The organism is Streptomyces sp. Y7, assembly GCF_043195415.1.
In the GTDB taxonomy this organism is placed as follows: Bacteria; Actinomycetota; Actinomycetes; order Streptomycetales; family Streptomycetaceae; genus Streptomyces.
Map to the genome: position 1 here is coordinate 1 of NZ_JBIDDQ010000028.1, position 17,789 is coordinate 17,789.

General features: G+C 72.3%; 15 protein-coding genes and 1 pseudogene. 6 read left to right on the forward strand and 10 right to left on the reverse strand.

The genetic code is table 11. From position 1 onward, the window contains the following. Positions 1–77: 77 nt before the first annotated feature. Positions 78–1,883, reverse strand: coding sequence for a 3-hydroxyacyl-CoA dehydrogenase family protein (locus ACGFW6_RS38050; protein ID WP_393520663.1), 1,806 nt, complete (start codon positions 1,881–1,883; stop codon positions 78–80). 376 nt (positions 1,884–2,259) lie between these two features. On the opposite strand from ACGFW6_RS38050, the gene ACGFW6_RS38055 reads away from it, so the two are divergent. Beyond that, positions 2,260–2,835 carry an adenylosuccinate lyase gene (locus tag ACGFW6_RS38055; protein WP_393520665.1) on the forward strand — a complete coding sequence of 192 codons (576 nt, stop codon included), beginning with the start codon at positions 2,260–2,262 and terminating at the stop codon, positions 2,833–2,835. On the opposite strand, the gene ACGFW6_RS38060 is transcribed toward ACGFW6_RS38055, so the two are convergent. The 4 genes from ACGFW6_RS38060 to ACGFW6_RS38075 form a co-directional block, all read right to left on the reverse strand. Further along, a complete protein-coding gene (locus ACGFW6_RS38060) occupies positions 2,826–3,362 on the reverse strand; it encodes a GNAT family N-acetyltransferase (RefSeq protein WP_393520667.1) in 537 nt (178 codons plus the stop codon). The genes ACGFW6_RS38055 and ACGFW6_RS38060 overlap by 10 nt on opposite strands. Positions 3,363–3,433: 71 nt before the next feature. Next, positions 3,434–3,832 carry a RidA family protein gene (locus tag ACGFW6_RS38065; RefSeq protein ID WP_393520669.1) on the reverse strand — a complete coding sequence of 133 codons (399 nt, stop codon included), beginning with the start codon at positions 3,830–3,832 and terminating at the stop codon, positions 3,434–3,436. A 53-nt stretch (positions 3,833–3,885) separates the two neighbouring features. Further along, positions 3,886–5,436, reverse strand: coding sequence for an alpha/beta hydrolase (locus ACGFW6_RS38070; protein ID WP_393520671.1), 1,551 nt, complete (start codon positions 5,434–5,436; stop codon positions 3,886–3,888). A 145-nt stretch (positions 5,437–5,581) separates the two neighbouring features. Next, positions 5,582–6,619, reverse strand: a complete 1,038-nt coding sequence (locus ACGFW6_RS38075) for an Rv2578c family radical SAM protein (RefSeq protein ID WP_393520673.1) — start codon at positions 6,617–6,619, stop codon at positions 5,582–5,584. Positions 6,620–6,811: 192 nt separating this feature from the next. Here ACGFW6_RS38075 and ACGFW6_RS38080 point away from each other — a divergent pair, with 192 nt between their 5' ends. From ACGFW6_RS38080 to ACGFW6_RS38100, 5 genes and pseudogenes are all read left to right on the forward strand, one after another. Beyond that, the gene (locus ACGFW6_RS38080; RefSeq protein WP_393520675.1) at positions 6,812–7,255 is read left to right on the forward strand and encodes an SRPBCC family protein; all 444 of its coding nucleotides are present in this window, start codon (positions 6,812–6,814) and stop codon (positions 7,253–7,255) included. 177 nt (positions 7,256–7,432) lie between these two features. Continuing rightward, positions 7,433–9,829: an MFS transporter gene (locus ACGFW6_RS38085; protein WP_393520677.1), complete on the forward strand. Its 2,397-nt coding sequence runs from the start codon at positions 7,433–7,435 to the stop codon at positions 9,827–9,829. A 186-nt stretch (positions 9,830–10,015) separates the two neighbouring features. After that, entirely contained in the window at positions 10,016–12,490 is a 2,475-nt protein-coding gene (locus tag ACGFW6_RS38090; RefSeq protein WP_393520679.1) for a SpoIIE family protein phosphatase, read from the forward strand. Positions 12,491–12,672: 182 nt separating this feature from the next. Beyond that, entirely contained in the window at positions 12,673–13,398 is a 726-nt protein-coding gene (locus tag ACGFW6_RS38095; RefSeq protein WP_393520680.1) for a class I SAM-dependent methyltransferase, read from the forward strand. Positions 13,399–13,693: 295 nt separating this feature from the next. Further along, a pseudogene (locus tag ACGFW6_RS38100) lies at positions 13,694–13,990 on the forward strand (FAD-binding protein); the annotation flags it as partial. A 16-nt stretch (positions 13,991–14,006) separates the two neighbouring features. Here ACGFW6_RS38100 and ACGFW6_RS38105 read toward each other — a convergent pair. The 5 genes from ACGFW6_RS38105 to cbiQ all read right to left on the reverse strand — a co-directional run bounded on the left by ACGFW6_RS38105 (position 14,007) and on the right by cbiQ (position 17,787). Further along, the gene (locus ACGFW6_RS38105; RefSeq protein ID WP_330357034.1) at positions 14,007–14,423 is read right to left on the reverse strand and encodes a universal stress protein; all 417 of its coding nucleotides are present in this window, start codon (positions 14,421–14,423) and stop codon (positions 14,007–14,009) included. Between the two features lies 1 nt (position 14,424). Continuing rightward, positions 14,425–15,921, reverse strand: coding sequence for an APC family permease (locus ACGFW6_RS38110; RefSeq protein WP_393520683.1), 1,497 nt, complete (start codon positions 15,919–15,921; stop codon positions 14,425–14,427). Positions 15,922–16,034: 113 nt separating this feature from the next. Further along, complete coding sequence (locus ACGFW6_RS38115) at positions 16,035–16,901, reverse strand: energy-coupling factor ABC transporter ATP-binding protein (protein WP_393520685.1); 867 nt, start codon at positions 16,899–16,901, stop codon at positions 16,035–16,037. Next, entirely contained in the window at positions 16,898–17,041 is a 144-nt protein-coding gene (locus tag ACGFW6_RS38120) for a hypothetical protein (protein WP_393520687.1), read from the reverse strand. Before ACGFW6_RS38120 ends, ACGFW6_RS38115 begins: the two co-directional genes overlap by 4 nt. Continuing rightward, the gene (cbiQ, locus tag ACGFW6_RS38125; protein ID WP_393520689.1) at positions 17,038–17,787 is read right to left on the reverse strand and encodes a cobalt ECF transporter T component CbiQ; all 750 of its coding nucleotides are present in this window, start codon (positions 17,785–17,787) and stop codon (positions 17,038–17,040) included. The genes ACGFW6_RS38120 and cbiQ overlap by 4 nt, the downstream gene beginning before the upstream one ends. Positions 17,788–17,789: the final 2 nt, after the last annotated feature.

Sequence of the window (17,789 nt, forward strand, 5' to 3'; positions counted from 1 at the left end):
GGGGGGGGGGGGGGGGGGGGGGCCCCCCCCCCCCCCCCCACTCCTGACCGTCCGTGAACCAGTCGCCGGGGCGTCCCTTAGCGGCGGGCATATTCGCGGAAGCCGCGGCCCGTCTTGCGGCCGAGGCAGCCCGCGGCCACCAGGTGCTCCAGGAGCGGCGCCGGAGCCAGGCCCGGGTCGCGGAACTCGCGGTGCAGGACCTTCTCGATCGCGAGGGAGACATCGAGGCCGACGACGTCCAGCAGCTCGAACGGGCCCATCGGGTAGCCGCCGCCCAGCTTCATCGCCGCGTCGATGTCGTCGAGCGTGGCGTAGTGCTCCTGCACCATCTTGATCGCGTTGTTCAGGTACGGGAACAGCAGGGCGTTCACGATGAATCCGGCGCGGTCGCCGCAGTCCACGGCGTGCTTCTTGATCCGGCCGCAGACCTCACGGACCGTCGCGTGGACGTCGTCGGCCGTCAGGACCGTGCGGACGACCTCGACCAGCTTCATCGCCGGCGCCGGGTTGAAGAAGTGCATGCCGATCACGTCCTGCGGACGCGAGGTGGCACGGGCGCAGGCGACGACGGGCAGCGAGGAGGTGGTGGTGGCCAGCACCGCGCCCGGCTTGCAGACCTTGTCCAGCGTCGCGAACAGCTGACGCTTGATCTCCAGGTCCTCGGCGACGGCCTCGACGGCCAGATCGACGTCGGCGAACGCGTCGTAGCTGCCCGCCGCGGTGATCCGGTCCAGGGTCTGCGCGGCGGCCTCGGCGGTCATCCGCCCCTTGTCCACGGAACGGGCGAGGGACTTGCCGATCCGGGCCTTCGCGGTCTGCGCCTTCTCCTCGCTGCGGGCGGCGAGCACGACCTCGTACCCGGCCTTGGCGAAGACCTCCGCGATGCCGGACGCCATGGTGCCGGAGCCCGCGACACCGACGGAGCGGACCTCGCGGCCCGGCGTGAGGGCGGCGCCCTCCAGCGGCGTGAGCGCGTCCCGCACGACGGTGGCGCTGCCGGGGGCCTCGTAGGTGTAGAAGCCGCGGCCCGACTTACGGCCCGTCAGACCCGCCTCGCTGAGCTGCTTGAGGATCGGCGCGGGGGCGTGCAGCCGGTCCCGGGACTCGGCGTACATGGCGTCCAGGACCGTACGGGCCGTGTCCACGCCGATCAGGTCGAGCAGTGCCAGCGGGCCCATCGGCAGGCCGCAGCCCAGCCGCATCGCGGCGTCGATGTCCTCGCGGGAGGCGTACTTCGCCTCGTACATCGCGGCGGCCTGGTTGAGGTAGCCGAACAGCAGGCCGTCGGCGACGAAGCCGGGCCGGTCGCCGACCGCGACGGGTTCCTTGCCGAGGTCCAGGGCGAGGTTGGTGACCGCGGAGACGGCCGTCGGCGAGGTCAGCACCGAGGAGACGACCTCGACCAGCCGCATCGCCGGCGCGGGGTTGAAGAAGTGCAGTCCGAGCACCCGCTCGGGACGGGTGGAGTCGGCGGCGAGCCGGGTGACCGACAGGGCGTTGGTGCCGGTCGCCAGGATCGTCTCCGGGCGCACGATCCCGTCCAGCTCACGGAAGATCTGCTGCTTGATCTCGTACGACTCCGGAGCCACCTCGATGACCAGGTCCGCGTCGGCCGCGGCGCGCAGGTCGGTGGAGGTGCGGACGCGGGCGAGGGCGTCCGTGCGCTGGTCCTCGGTGAGCTTGCCGCGCTCCACGGCGCGGGCGGTCGAGGACTCCAGCGCGGCGACGGCCTTGGCGGTCGCGGCCTCGCTGATGTCGATGCCGACGACATCGCGACCGGCCTTGGCGAGGACCTCGGCGATGCCGGTGCCCATGGTGCCGAGGCCGACGACGGCGACGGTCTTCAGCGGGGACAGAGGGGTGTCGGACAGGGGAGTGGCCATCGCGGGACTCCAGGAATGAGGGTGACGACTGGGAGCGCGCCCGGATGCGCCGGGAGGCGCACCGGGTGCGGGGAGAAATGAGTGCGGGTGTCTGCCGGGCTACTGGCGCACACGCCCGGTGCCGTCGCCCTCAGCGTGCACACGCTTCGGGGAACGGTGGATCCGACCGGCCCTGTCCCGGAGCCGAGTCGTACTGAGGTACATGAAGTACCGAACCGACCAGCACTCGCGGCGGCTGCGTCACCAGGCCGCCGCAAGCAGATGTGCGAGTGGGTAACTCGCTCGTATGAGCTTAACCGGTGGGTAACGAGCGCGCCAGCCCTCGTCTTTGTGATGTAGGTCCCGCACGGCGGGCCGCTTGCATACGCTCGGCGTCATGGACGAAGAGTTGCGATCACTCACGGAGCGCTTACGGCAGGAGTCGGGAGCGTCGGCCGCGTACGACCGCCTGGAGGCGACCGAGGACCTGGACGAACTGGCGGACGTGCTCACCGCGCCCGGGCAGCCGTTGTGGGCCAGGGAGTTGGCCGCGTTCCGGCTGGGCCTCGCCCGGGACCGGCGGGCCTTCGAGTCGCTCGTCCTGCTGCTCAACCACCGTGATCCGGAGCGCTGCGTCTCCGCCGCCCACGCCCTCGCCCGGCTCGGCGACCCGCGCACGGCCCGTGCCGCCGCCGCCCTCGCCACCAACGAACTCCGCGTCGCCTACGCCCTGCACCCCGTCCGGCTCCTGGTCGAACTCCGTGCTCCCGAGGCCGTCCCCGCCCTGATCACCACGCTGGAGCGACGTCTGCGCCCCCACGACCCCTACCGTCGCGTCGCCCTCGCCTGTGTGGACGGGCTCGGCGCGCTGGGCGACGCGCGGGCCAGACAGGTCCTGAACGAGGCCCTGGCCCATCCCTCCCTCGCGGAGGCCGCGGTACGGGCGCTGGCGCTGATCCCCCATCAGCGCTGAGGCGGCAGCTCCCGCGCGTACCGCACCTCCGGCACCTCGACCCCCTCCACCTCGAAGGGCTCCTCGGCGCCGTCCGCCCCGAAGCCCGCCCGCTCGTAGAAGCGGCGGGCCCGGGCGTTGCCCTTGAGGACCCACAGCAGCATCCGGGTGTGTCCGGCGGCCGTGCACCGACGCACCGACTCCTGGAGCAGGGCGCGGCCGATGCCCGCGCCGTACCGCCCGGGGTCGACGTAGATGGCGTACAACTCGGCGTCCCGGGTGCGGCCTTCACCGTCGCGGTAGGGCCCGTGGCAGGCCCAGCCGACGATCTCGCCGCCCTGCTCGGCGACCAGGTCGACCACGCTCCCGTCGCCCTGCGAGAAGTACTCGCGCCGGCGCGCGGCGTCCGCGGCCACGTCCAGGGCGTCCAGGCGGGACTGCGTCATCAGGCCCCGGTAGGCGCTGCGCCAGCCGCCGACGCGGATCTCGGCGACCCGGTCGCAGTCGGCCGGGGCCATGGGGCGGATCCGTATGCCGTCGTCGTCCATGAAGGGACCCTAGGTGTGACGGCCCCGAGCCGGCGCCCCTTTTTACCGGGGCCCGGCCACGGGCGGCACGCCTAGCCGGGCAGCACCGCGAACGCCTCCACCTCCATGAGGAACTCCGGACGCACCAGAGCGGCGACCTGGACCGCCGACGCGGCGGGCAGCCGGTCGTCGGGTATGTGCGCGGCACGCGCCGCGCGGACGGCGGGCATATGGGCCATGTCCGTGACGAAGTAGGTGAGTTTGACGACGTCGTCGAAGGTCGCGCCGGCCGCGGCCAGGCAGCGCCGCAGGTTCTCGAAGACCTGCCGGGCCTGCGCCGCCGGGTCGCCCTCGCCGACGAGTGCGCCGTGCTCGTCCAGGGCGAGCTGGCCGGAGACGGCGACGAAACGGCCCGTGCCCAGCACGACATGCGCGTACTGGGCGGCGGGGGAGACTCCGTCGGGGGCGGTGATCCTGGTCAGCTCGCTCATGGGTCCATCGTGGACCACGGCACTGACAACGCCCCCGACGGGTCGTGGGCCGCTCAGTGCCGGAAGTCGAGCAGCCGGTGCAGTTCGGCGCCGCGCGACGCGGTCGCCTTGGCCTTGGCGCTCAGCGGCTTCGGGTCGGGCCGCGCGTCGCACACGGCGTCGACCGAACCCGTGCCGCGCGGCACCGTGCCGTCGGCCAGGTAGGCCGCGAGGTGCTTGTCCAGGCAGGTGTTCCCGCCCAGCGTGACGGCGTGGTTGCCGCCGCCCCGCTCGACGACCAGGCGGGAGCGGGCCAGTCTCCGGTGGACGGTGACAGCCCCGTGGTACGGCGTGGCGGCGTCGTCCGTCGCCTGGAACAGCAGCACCGGCGGCAGTTTCGCGTTGTCGATGTCCACCGAGCGCAGCGGGTTCGTCGGCCAGAACGCGCACGGCGCATTGTACCAGGCGTTGTTCCAGGTCATGAACGGCGCCTTGGCGTGCACGGCCCGGTTGTCCGTCCGCCACCGCCGCCAGTCGCGCGGCCAGGAGGCGTCCCGGCACTGCACCGCCGTATAGACGCTGTAGCTGTTGTCGTCGGAGGCGTCGGACGCGCCGAGGCTCTTGTACACCTCGGTCAGCGGCGCGCTGTTCCTCTTGTTCGCGTAGGCCGCGAACGCCTCGGCGAGGTAGGGCCAGTAGCCGTTGTAGTAGCCGCCGCGCAGGAAGGTGTCCTCCAGCTCCGAGGCGCCCACCCTGCCGCCGGCCGGCTTCTTCGCCAGGGCCGTCCGCATCGCGTACCACTTGGCCTCGATCCGCGCCGGGTCGGTGCCGAGCCGGTACCTCGCGTCGTATCTGGCGACCCAGGCCATGAAGGCGCGGTGCCGGTCGCCGAAGGCGATGTCCTGTGCCAGGTTGTCGCCGTACCAGACACCGGTCGGGTCGACGACGGAGTCCAGGGCTGCCCGGCGCACCCGCTGGGGGTACAGCTTGGCGTACACGGCGCCGAGGTAGGTGCCGTAGGAGTAGCCGAAGTAGTTGATCCGCTCCGCGCCCAGTGCCGCGCGGATCCGGTCCATGTCGCGTGCGGCGCTGACGGTGTCGATGTGCGGCAGCACGTCCGCGTACTTCTCGGCGCAGGCCCGCGCGAAGGACCGGGCGCGCGACAGGTTGGTCTGCTCCAGGCGCGAGGTGCTCGGCACGGAGGCGGGGCGCACCGGGGCGAAGTGGCGCGGCTTGCAGTCGAGCGCCGGCCTGCTCCTGCCCACCCCGCGCGGGTCGAAGCCGATGACGTCGTACTGGGCGGCCACGGCCCTGGGCAGTGCGGAGGCCACGAATCCGGCGAGCGTCAGCCCGCTCCCTCCGGGACCGCCGGGGTTGACCAGCAGCGGGCCCTGGTACTTCTTCGCGGTGTGCGGGACGCGGGACAGCGCGAGAGTGATCCGGCGGCCGTGCGGTCGCGCGTGGTCCAGGGGGACACCGAGGGACGCGCACTGGAGCGTCGGATACTTCTCGGTGCCGCACTTCTTCCAGGTCAGGGGCGCGGCGTGGGCCTGGGCGGGGACGGCCGTCACGGTCCCGGCCACGAGGACGGCGGCGCCGCACAGCAGGACTGCGCGTTTTCCCAAGGGGTCCTCCCGAGGACGGAGGGTCGCGGACCGCGCGTGCCACGGTCCTGGCCGCATCGTCCCGGCATGGGCGCCCGGAAGAACTCCTTATGATCATACTTGACCCGATTGGGTCGAGGGATGCCTCCCAATGCCCTCCGTGCTCTCAGATCAGGGAGAGTTGGGTCGGTTCGTTCGTCGCGGGACCGGCCGGCCCGGGCTCGCTGATACGCCGGGGCATCCCGGCCCGCGAGGGCCCGATGCCGTACTCCTGCGCCAGGTCGTGGACCTGACGGGTGATCCGGCGCTGGTACCACTTCGGGGCGTAGGCGCCGTCCGCGTACAGCCGCTCGTAGCGGCGCACCAGATGCGGGTGCTCGCGGCCCAGCCACGCCATGAACCACTCGCGGGCGCCGGGCCGCAGATGCAGCACCAGCGGGGTGACCGAAGTGGCCCCGGACGCGGCGATCGCCCGCACGGTGGCCCTCAGTTGGGCCGGGCTGTCGCTCAGGAACGGGATCACCGGCGCCATCAGCACCCCGCACCCGAGCCCGTGCTCGGTCAGGGTCCGTACGACGTCCAGGCGCCGCTCCGGGGCGGGCGTGCCCGGCTCCACGGTGCGCCACAGCTCGGGGTCCATGAAGCCGACCGAGACGGAGACGCCGACGTCCGTCACCTCGCTCGACTGCTTCAGCAGATCGAGGTCGCGCAGGATCAGCGTGCCCTTGGTGAGGATCGAGTAGGGGTTGGCGTGGTCGCGCAGGGCGGCGAGGATCCCCGGCATCAGGCGGTAGCGCCCCTCCGCGCGCTGATAGCAGTCGACGTTCGTGCCCATCGCTATGTGGTCGCCCTGCCAGCGCCGCGAGGACAACTGGCGGCGCAGCACCTCCGGCGCGTTCACCTTGACCACGATCTGGGAGTCGAAGCCGAGGCCCGTGTCGAGGTCCAGATAGCTGTGCGTCTTGCGCGCGAAGCAGTACACGCAGGCGTGCGAGCAACCGCGATACGGGTTGACCGTCCACTCGAAGGGCATGCGCGAGGCCCCCGGCACCCGGTTGAGGATCGAGCGGGCCCGGATCTCGTGGAACGTGATCCCGGCGAACTCGGGCGTGTCGAAGGTACGGGTGACCACGGCGTCCGCGCCGAACAGCGCGGAGTCGGCACGGCTGTGGTCGGACTCCAGGGTGAGGTTCTCCCAGCGCATGAGGCCTCCTCGGTAGCACTGCCCCCAGAATAGAACACATGTTCCCTTGATCGTGCGACCTCTTGCCGTGCTTCGTTTTCGATCACTGTGCGACCGGTTCGGGGAAGAGTTCGGGACCCCGATTTGGGCGGTCCGGGAGCGGGGTGGTTGGCTTGCTCCAACCCCCGAGAATTCTGGTCCTGGAGGAAGTCAATGGCGCAGGTCGAGGCCACTACGGAGCGGGTCGTCGCGGCGGACGCGGAGAAGGTGTTCGACGCCCTCGCCGACTACAGCGGCACCCGGCAGAAGCTGCTGCCCGAGCACTTCAGCGAGTACGAGGTGCGCGAGGGCGGCGACGGCGAGGGCACCCTCGTCCACTGGAAGCTCCAGGCCACCAGCAAGCGGGTGCGTGACTGCCTCCTGGAGGTCAGCGAGCCCACCGACGGCGAGCTCGTCGAGAAGGACCGCAACTCCTCCATGGTCACCACCTGGCGGGTCACCCCGGCCGGCGAGGGCAGGTCCCGGGTCGTCGTGACCACCACCTGGCAGGGTGCCGGCGGCATCGGCGGCTTCTTCGAGAAGACCTTCGCGCCCAAGGGCCTGGGCCGGATCTACGACGCGCTGCTCGTCAAGCTCGCCACCGAGGTCGAGAAGTAGCCCGGGCGGCCACCTCCCGGAGGCACTTCAACCCGTCGGTCCCCGGCGGTCGTTGGACCCCTCACCGGATCGAGTGGATCTCATCGCCGACCGACCCGGTTCCGTAACTCGTCGCGCTTGCTCGTAGTTGTTCGCTTACGCGGGAATTGTGCAGCAGCGCGACGAGGGGAGCGGTACGTGGGCGGGAGCACTCTGGTACAGGACGAACCGGCCGCGGCAGCGCCGGACGTCCTCCCTCCCGCACCGGCCCGGGCGGGCGAACTCGGCCCGCGCCGCGTGCGGTTGGTCTTCTTCGGGCTGATGCTCGCGCTGCTGCTGGCCGCGCTGGAGCAGATGATCGTCGCCACCGCGCTGCCGAAGATCGTCGGCGAGCTGCACGGCCTGGACAAGATGTCCTGGGCGATCACCGCCTACCTGCTCACCGCCACCGTCGGCCTGCCGGTCTACGGCAAGCTCGGCGACCTCCTCGGCCGCAAGGGCGTCTTCCAGTTCGCCATCGTCGTCTTCGTCATCGGCTCCGCGCTCGCCGGCCGGGCCGAGACCATGGACGAACTGATCGCCTGTCGCGCGGTCCAGGGCGTCGGCGCGGGCGGGCTGATGATCGGCGTCCAGGCGATCATCGCGGACATCGTGCCGCCCCGCGAGCGCGGCCGCTACATGGGCCTGATCGGCGCCGCGTTCGGCCTCGCCTCGGTCGCCGGACCCCTGCTGGGCGGGTACTTCACCGACCACCTCTCGTGGCGCTGGTGCTTCTACATCAACGTCCCCTTCGGCCTGGTCACCCTCGTCGTGGTCGCCGTGGTGCTGAAGCTGCCCAAGCCCGCCGTCCGGGCCCGCCTCGACATCCTCGGCTCGCTGCTGCTGGCCGCCGCCTCGACCTGCCTGGTCCTGCTGACCAGCTGGGGCGGCACCGAGCACGCCTGGGACTCCCGCGTCATCCTCGGCCTCGGCGCGGGCGCCGTCGTCGCCACCGTCCTCTTCCTCGTCGCCGAGCACTTCGCCGCCGAACCCCTCATCCCGCTGCGGCTGTTCCGGGACTCCGTCTTCAACGTCACCGGCCTGGTCGGCCTCGTGATCGGCGTCGCCCTGTTCGGCGCCGCCAGCTATCTGCCGACCTTCCTCCAGATGGTCGACGGCGCCTCCGCCACCGAGTCGGGCCTGCTGATGCTGCCGATGATGGGCGGCATCGTGGGCGCGTCGATCGTCTGCGGCCAGCTCATCAGCCACACCGGCCGGTACCGGATCTACCCCGTGCTCGGCAGCGCCCTGTCGGTCCTCGGGATGTGGCTGCTGTCCCGCCTGGAGATCGACACACCCCGGCTGCACTACAGCATCTGGATGGCCGTGCTCGGCGCCGGCATCGGCATGGTGATGCCCGTCCTGATCCTCGCCGTGCAGAACTCCGTGCGCCCCACCGACCTCGGCACCGCCACCAGCGCCAACAACTACTTCCGGCAGATCGGCGGCAGCGTCGGCGCGGCGATCTTCGGCACCCTGTTCGCGGCCCGGCTCACCGACGCCCTGGCCGAACGGCTCCCCGCGCACGCGGGCGCGCGCCTGCCCGAGCCCGAGTCCATCACCCCGCAGCTCGTCCACTCGCTGCCCCCGGCGCTGCGCGACGCCTACATCCAGGCCTACGCCGACGCCATGCCGAGGATCTTCCTCTACCTCGTGCCGGTGCTCGTACTCGGTCTGCTCATCGCCTGCTTCCTCAAGGAGATCCCCCTCGTGAACAGCGCCGCGTCCCACGACGCACCCGCCCCCGAGACGGCGCACACGGCGCACTCCGCGATCCCGCAGGCCCGTTCCGCGCACGCCCCCTCGCTTCCCGTCCACGGCACCGTGCAGCACCCCGACGGGACCTTCGTGCCGCACGCGGCGCTCACCCTCATCGACGTCGCCGGGCAGCAGGTCGGCCGCGGCGCGAGCGGCCAGGACGGGCGGTACGCGCTGGCGGCGCCGGGCGCGGGCGCCTACGTCATGATCGCCGCGGCGGGCGGACACCAGCCGCAGGCCGTCACCGTGACCGTCGGCGAGCGACCCGTCGAACTGGACATCGTCCTCGGCGGCGCCGGGCGCCTCGCCGGGACCGTGCTCACCCCGGACGGCACGCCCGTGGACGCCACCGTCACGCTCACCAACGTCCAGGGCGAGGTGGTCGCCACCACCCGCAGCGGGCGCGAGGGCGGCTACGTCATCACCGAACTCGTCGCCGGTGAGTACACCCTCGCCGCGAGCGCGCCCGCCTTCCGGCCGGCCGCCGTCCCCGCCACCGTGAAGGCGGCCCGCGAGACCCGCCAGGACATCGAACTCGCCGGCGGCGCCCTGCTGCGCGGCACCGTTCGGGCGGGGGGCGGACGGCCCGTCGAGGACGCGCGCGTGACGCTGCTGGACGCGGCCGGCAACGTCATGGACACGCTCACCACGGGACCGGACGGCACCTTCCGCTTCGTCGATCTCTCCTGCGGCGAGTACACCGTCATCGCCGCCGGTTACCCGCCGGTCGCCACCGTGCTCCAGGTCGCCGGCGGAGGCCGAACGGAACGCGATCTTCAGCTCGGACACGAGGACTGAACCGGAAGCACCGCACCTGGGCTGTCCTGCGGGGACGCGGCACGGCCGGGCACCGGGCCGGCCCGTCGGCCGGCGATGCTCCCGATACATCAATTCCCTTATTGCGGCACATCATCGAGGCCCGGAGCCGTACGGTGGTGAGGGCGCGCAGATCTTGCGGAGCCTTGGGGAGAGAGGGCCTGGGCCATGGACCGTGGCACCGAGAGGGACGGCGCGGTGACGGAACACGCCGCGTCCGGACGCATCCCGCTGGCCGTGGTCGTGGTGGACCGCGACGGCCTGGTCTCCCACTGGAGCTCCGGCGCACGCCGTCTGTTCGGCGCCGCCAAGGAAGAGGCACTCGGCCGCCCGGCCGTCGATCTGCTGCCCGTCTCCGGCGCGCTGCCCGAGGACGACGACCCCTCGCCGTACGGCGCCTACGGGGCGTACGACGGACTCGGGCACGACCTGGAGACGTCCCTCGACGGACGGCTGTACTACCCCGCCGCCGGCCGCGCCCGCCTCACCGTGCCCGAGCGAGGCGAGACGGGGGCACCCGCGCCCGAGGGGCAGGGGAGTGACCGCGTCGACGTGCTGTGGTGGGCCTACCCGCTGATCGGTCCCGGACCGGAGCGGCTGCTCGTGCTCGGCGCCGACGTGGGCCGCCTCCAGCAGGAGGCGCAGGACGACGACCCCGGCTACGAGCGCGTGGCGCCCGCCTTCGCCCTGCACACCGACTTCCCCGGCGCCGAGGAACTCGCGAACAAGCTCCCCGAGATCCTGCCCAGCATGAGTGTCGAGGAGAGCGCCCGCATCGCCGGGCAGATCCTCGAACTGGGCTATCCCGTCCTGGAGTTCAGCCAGAACGACCGGGTGCCCGTCACCCCCGACTGGGGCGTGCCCCGGCGCGTGGAGCGCAGGGCCCGCCGCGAGCGTGCCGCCCGGGCGGCGGCGCACGGCTTACCTCTCCCGCCGGAGTACTCCGACGAGGCCGAGGACCTCGAATACGTCGCCGTCCGTGAACGCCTGGAGTTCCTCAACGAGGTCAGCGGCCGCATCGGGACCTCCCTCGACCTGTCGCGGACCATCGTCGAGGTCAGCAGAGCGGTCGTGCCCCGCTTCACCGACGTCGCCGGCACGTATCTGCGCGAACAGGTCGTCGCCGGCGAGGGATTCCCCGACGGCGCGCCCGACACCACCACCCTGTGGCACCGGGTCGCCATCGAGCACACCGACGAACCCGGCCGCTGGGACGACGTCGTGCCGGTCGGCGAGGCCATGCCCTTTCCGGCCCACACCCCGTTCTTCCAGTGCATGACCAGCGGCGAGCCCGTCCTCGTGCCGCGGATCAGCGAGCAGATGGGCCACGCCATCGCCTCGCAGTTCGAGAAGCGGGACATCCGGCCGCTCATCACCGGCCGTTCCATGCTGGTCGTGCCGCTGAAGGCCCGCAACGTGGTGCTGGGCTTCATGATCCTGCTGCGCCACCCCGAGCGCGTCGAGTTCAACGACATGGACCGGGTCACCGGCGCCGAACTCGCCGCTCGCGCGGGCCTCGTGCTCGACAACGCGCGCATGTACACCTACCAGGAGAGCGTCGCCGAGACCCTCCAGGACAGCATGCTGCCGCACATCCCGCCGCGCATGGCGGGCTGCGACATCGCCACCCGCTATCTGCCGGGCACCCTGCTCGGCCGGGTCGGCGGTGACTGGTTCGACTCCGTCAAACTGCCCGGCGCCCGCACCGCCCTCGTCGTCGGCGACGTGATGGGCCACGGCCTCAACTCCGCCGCGATGATGGGCCAGTTGCGCACGGCCGTGCAGACCATGGCGGCCCTCGACCTGCCGCCCGCCCAGCTTCTGCGCAACCTCGACGACCTCGCCCAGCGCCTCGGCGACAGCTACCTCGCGACCTGCCTGTACGCCGTCTACGACCCGATCGCGAGCGAACTGCACATCGCCAACGCCGGTCACATACCGCCCGTCCTGGTCCGCGCCGGCGACGGACGCAGCGAACTGCTCGACCTGCCGACGGGAGCGCCTATCGGTGTCGGCGGGGTGCCCTTCGAGGCGGTCCGTGTGCGTGTGGAGCCCGGCGACCGGCTGGTGATGTGCACCGACGGCCTGGTCGAGATGCGCGGCGAAGACATCGGTGTCGGGCTCGCGACCCTCTGCGAGTCCGCCGCCCACCCGGCCGCCTCGATGGACGACGCCTGCGACACCATCATCCGCGCCCTCAACACCCGCGGTGGCCGCAAGGACGACGTGGCCCTGCTGATGGCCCGCCTCAACGGCATCGAACCCGGCGACGTCGCCTCCTGGCGTGTCGGCCTCGACCCCGAGGAGGTCGGCCGGGCCCGCGCCGTCGTCCGCGAGCAGCTGCACGACTGGGGTCTCAGCGGGCTCACGTACACCGCCGAGCTGCTGGTCAGCGAGCTCGTCACCAATGCCGTACGGCACTCCCACGGCCGCCCGCTCGAACTGCGCCTCGTCCGCGGTGACACGCTGCTGTGCGAGGTGGACGACGACGATCATGATCTGCCGACCCTGCTCAGCGCCGGTCCCTCCGACGACACCGGGCGCGGGCTGCGTGTGGTGAGCATGCTCGCGCGCGAGTGGGGCACGAGCCGTACGAGTGCCGGCAAGACCGTCTGGTTCGAACTCACGCTCCCGCGACGCTGACACCGGGGTCCGACGACCCGAAGGACGTACGACCTGTGCCCCGAGGGGCGTACAACGGCGCACGAGTGTCGAATGCGGAGTGAAGGAATGCGCCATGCGCTTGAAGCCGCGACGCGGCCGCGATAGACCGTACTCGCCCGTCACCTGACGGCGGGTCGGCAGCGCTACCTGGGGAGTCGGTCATGAGCGTGACGAGTCGGTACCGGGAGGCCTGGGAGGGCTTCTGGCGTGAAGCGCCCGAGGAACAGGGGTCGGTGTTCTGGGACTCCGAGCCGGCCCTGACCGCCGGACGTCATCTGGCCCTGTTCGAGGCCCATCTGTCCGATCCAGGGCTGGCGATGGTGGACCTGGGCTGCGGCAACGGCACCCAGACCCGGTTCCTCGCCGACCGCTTCCCGCGTGTCGTCGGCGTCGACCTGTCCGCCGCGGCCGTGGAGCACGCCCGCCACGCCGACCCCGCCGGGCAGGCCGCGTACCGGCTCTTCGACGCCGTGGAGAAGACCGAGGCGGAGACGCTCCACGCCGAGCTCGGGGACGTCAACGTCTATATGCGGGGCGTGCTGCACCAGGCCGAACCCGACGACCGGCAGCAGATGGTGAACGGCATCGCCACGCTGGTCGGCGAGCGCGGCCGGGCGTTCCTGGTCGAGCTCTCCCAGGACGCCAAGCCCGTCCTCATGGGCCTGGCGCAGAGCCCGTCGGGGCCGCCGCCGAAACTCGCCCCGATCTTCCGGCACGGCATCGCCCCGGGCGAGGTGTCCGACGACGCGGTGCCCGAGTTTCTGCGCGCGGCGGGCCTCGGCATCCTCGCGAGCGGCGAACTGCCCCTGATCACCGCGGAGTACGGGCCCGACGGCACACGCATCGAGCTCCCGTCGAAGTGGGTGGTGGCGGGCCGCACCGTCTGACGGACCCGTCGAACGGCGAACGCCCTCCGGCGCGAACCGGAGGGCGAACTCACGGGCCCGGGGGATCAGTTGGCGTTTCGGCCCTTGCGGTACGCCACCCAGGCGGCGGCGAGCAGGGCGGCCGCGAGCGCGGCGACGGAGAGCACGGTCACCCCGGTCGAGGCGAGGCTGCCGCCCGCGGTGGAGGTGCCAAAACCCCCGGTCGAGGAGGCCGTACCGCCGCCGCCGGAGGCCCCGCCCGTCGTGCCCGCGCCGTCACCGCCGCCGGTGCCCGTGCCCGTGCCGCCGGAGCCGCCTCAGCCGCACCGCCTCCGTGCACCGGATCCTGGACCCGGGCGCCGGCCCCCTCATCGCCGTACGTCTCAACATCCTCACCCGCAAGACCCTCGGCGGCCTCCAGACCGACCTCTCCGGCCGGGTCCTGAACGCCGCCGGCACCCCGATCGCCGGGCTGTACGCCGCCGGTGAGGTCGCCGGGTTCGGCGGAGGCGGCGTCCACGGCTACCGCTCGCTGGAGGGAACCTTCCTCGGCGGCTGCCTCTTCTCGGGCCGCGCCGCGGGGCGGGCGGCGGCAGCGGCCACCGCGAGCTGAGCGGTACGGCGAGGGCTCACGGTTCGGTCGGCACGCACAGCACCGGAGTGCGCGCCAGATGCAGCAGCTTGTGGGGTGTGGCGCCCAGCAGGGCCCCGCGCAGCGGGCTCTCGCCCCAGCTGCCGACCACGATGACCCGCGCCGCATGGCGCGTCGCGGCGTCGATCAGGGCCTCCGCCGGCTTCTGGTCGATGACCTCGACGGTGGTGCGCACTCCGGCCTCGTCGGCGACCTGGACGGCGTGCGAGAGCGCGGTGCGCCCGGCCTCCCGGACGGCGTCGCGGTGGGCCGCGTACTCCTCGCCGAGCGCGCCGGGCGCCGCCGCGCCGTAGACCAGCACGAGCGGTTCGTCGAACGCGGCCGACACCTCCACGGCGACGTGCAGCGCGCGCACCGCGCCGGGGGACTCGTCGTATCCGAGAACGACCGTCATCTCAGGGCTCCTTGTGGCCGGGCACGAGTGCGGGGTCGGCCACCTCCGGGCGCTCCGACCAGAAGACGGGGGACACGAACCGCCACACCACCATGAGGATCACCCCGGCGAGGGCGATCCCGATGCCGATGACCAGGGGCGGGCCGACGCCGAACCACGAGACGCCGCTGTAGGAGTTGGCGGGGTCGGACATGTCACCGACCGACTCGACCAGCAGCCATGCCAGCAGTCCGGCGCCGACCAGCGGGCCGAGCCCGATGAGCAGGAAGTTGTGGACGCTCTCGGTGAGATGGCGGCGGTAGTAGACCGCGCAGGCGAGGCCGGTGAGCGCGTAGTAGAACGCGATCAGCAGCGACAGCGCGGTGAGCGAGTCGAACAGGGCGTTCTCGCTGATCTGGCGCACGACGAGGTACCAGGCGATGGCGATGGCGGCCACCCACCAGGTGCTCACGTCGGGGGTGCGGAACCGTCTGTGGATGTGCCCGAAGTGCGCGGGCAGCGCATGCCGGCGTGCCATGGACAGCGCGGTGCGCGAGGCCGGGATGATCGTCGTCTGCGTCGACGCGAGGCCGGACGTCGACACCGCCAGCAGCACGACCCAGTCCCAGGTCCCCATCGCCTCGTCCGCGAGCAGGGCGAAGATGAACTCCTCCTCCGAGGCGTTCTCGGCCAGGTACGCCGGTCCGGCGTAGGCCACCACCGCGTAGGCGACCGACACGTACGTCACCAGCAGGATGACCGTCGACCAGACACCCGCCCTGCCGGGGGCGGTGGCGGAGTTCTCGACCTCCTCGGTGAGGTTGACCGCCGACTCCCAGCCCCAGTAGATGAACACGCCCAGCAGCAGACCCGCCGTCAGCTCGGCGCCGCCGGCCCCGAAGGGATTGAGCCAACTGAACGCCGGATCGACGGAGTCGAGCGAACCGGTGTCGGCGTAGACCCGGTAGATCGCCACCACCGCGAACGCGAGCAGACAGGCGACCTGCGCCAGGATGAGGGCGTTCTGCACCCTGGCCGACACCTCCGTGCCGATCACGCACAGGGCCGTCATGACCAGGATGACCAGCACCGTCAGCGTCTGGCGCACGAACTCGTTCTCGACCCAGCTGTCGAGGCCGAAGGCCATGAGTGCGAACGTCACCGCGACGTCCGCCAGCGAGCCGACCACCAGGACGCCGGTCATCGTGATGGCCCAGCCGCCGAGCCAGCCCGCCCACGGACCCATCGCCCGGGTGACCCAGGAGAAGGTCGTCCCGCAGTCCTGGTCCACCCGGTTGAGGTAGTAGAACGCCGACGCGATCAGCAGCATCGGCACGAACGACGCGAGCATGACGCCGGGGGCGTAGACACCCACGAGGGCCACGACCGGTCCGATGGCCGCGGCCAGCGAGTACGCGGGCGAGGTGGCGTTGAGCCCGATGACGAGGGCGTCGACGAACCCGATCGCGTTGGCCTTCAGCCCTTCGGGCGGGCGGGTGTCCTCGGTGGCCTCGGCCATGCTGCCTCACTTCGGTCGTGCGTGACCTCATGAAACAGGCAACCGCGCGGTCCCCCGGGCCTTTGGTGTCCGCCGGCGGGATGTATCACCCGTGTGCCCAACGCACGGGTGTCTCAGCCGTCGGCCGGAATCGTCGGGGTGGTGGGTGCCGCCGCCAGGGCGGCCAGCTCGTCCGCGTCGCGCGGACCCGGCGCCGAGTCGTCCAGCAGGCCGTGCGCGCGCAGCAGTCGGGCCGCCGCGACGCCCCACGGCAGCCGCAGCCCGGCCTCCCGCAGGAGTTCGGTGCGGGCCAGCATGGTGGCCGCGGGTCCGGTGCGGACACCGGACGGGGTGAGCAGCGCCGCGTCGTCGGCCCAGCGCAGTGCGAGATCGACGTCGTGCGTGGCCATGACGACCGTGGTGCCGTTCGCCCGCAGCCCGCCGAGGGTGGTGAGCAGGCGCTCCTGGCCGTCGGGGTCGAGCCCGGCGGTGGGCTCGTCGAGGATCAGCACGCGGGGCCGCATCGCGACGGCCCCGGCAATGGCCGTGCGCTTGCGCTGCCCGTACGACAGCAGATGCGTGGGCCGGTCCGCCAGCCGGGCGATGTCCAGCGCGGCCAGCGCCTCGTCGACCCGCGCCCGCACCTCGACGTCCGGCAGACCGAGGTTGAGCGGGCCGAAGGACACGTCCTGCGCGACGGACGCGGCGAACAGCTGGTCGTCGGGGTCCTGCACCACCAGTTGCACGGTCGTCCGCAGCCGGGTCAGCCCCTTGCGGTCGTAGGAGACCGGCGTCCCCTCGACCGACAACCGGCCCTCGTGCGGCCTGAGTCCGCCGCTGAGCAGCCGCATCAGCGTGGTCTTGCCGCTGCCGTTACGGCCCAGCAGTGCCAGCGCCCGCCCTTCGCGGACGTCGAAGTCGAGGCCGCTGAGCACGACGGGGCCGTCCTCGTAGGCGTAGGCGGCGCCCCGCAGGGCGACCAGCGCGGTGGGCTCGCTCATGGCAGGGCCCTTTCCGGTGCGGGGGTGGGGGTGGCCTGCGTCGTGAGTGGGGAGTGGCCCCCGGCCATGAGCGCGCCGGCGCCGGCCCGGCAGGTGTCGGCGGCGCCCCGCAGGGCGACCGGCGCGGTGGGCTCGCTCATGGCAGGGCCCTTTCCAGTACGAGGGTGAGGGCGGCCAGCGCTGCGAGCAGAGCGCAACTCGCGGCCGTGAAACGGACGGAGACCTTCGCCTCGGGTACCAGGACGCGCAGGGTTCCGTCGTAGCCGCGCCCGGCGAGCCCGGCCTGGAGCCGCGTGGCGCGGTCGAAGGACCGCACGAACGCGGTCGCGCCGAGCCCGGCCAGCGAACGCCAGGTCGCGGCCCGGGTGGTGTGCCCGAGCCGCGCGGCCTGCGCGTCCCGCACCCGGCGCATCGAGTCCAGCAGCAGGAAGCTCATGCGGTACGTCACCAGCGCGACGTCCACGACGGGCGCGGGCACCCCGGCCTTCACCAGCCGCGGCAGCAGGTCCGACATCGGTGTGGTGAACGCGAACAGCAGCACCCCGAGCGAGGCCGCCGAGGTGCGCAGCAGCAATTCACCGGCGCGCAGCGGCCCGTCGGCGGCGAGGGACACCAAGCCCTGCCCGCCGCCGACCTGGACCAGCAGCGTGGCCGCGCCGGTCACACAGAAGCCGAGCGGCACGCGATACGCCCGCCACAGCCGCCGCCCGGGCACACCTGCCGGACCCAGCAGCACGGTCAGCGCGGTGAGAAGGACCAGCGCGGCACCCGGCCAGGGCGGCAGGGAGATCGCGAGCACGGTGAGACCGAGCCCGAGCACGGCCTTGTCCACGGGATGACGGCGGCGCCAGCGACTGCTGTGCGCCGCCGCGTCGATCGGCAGCACGT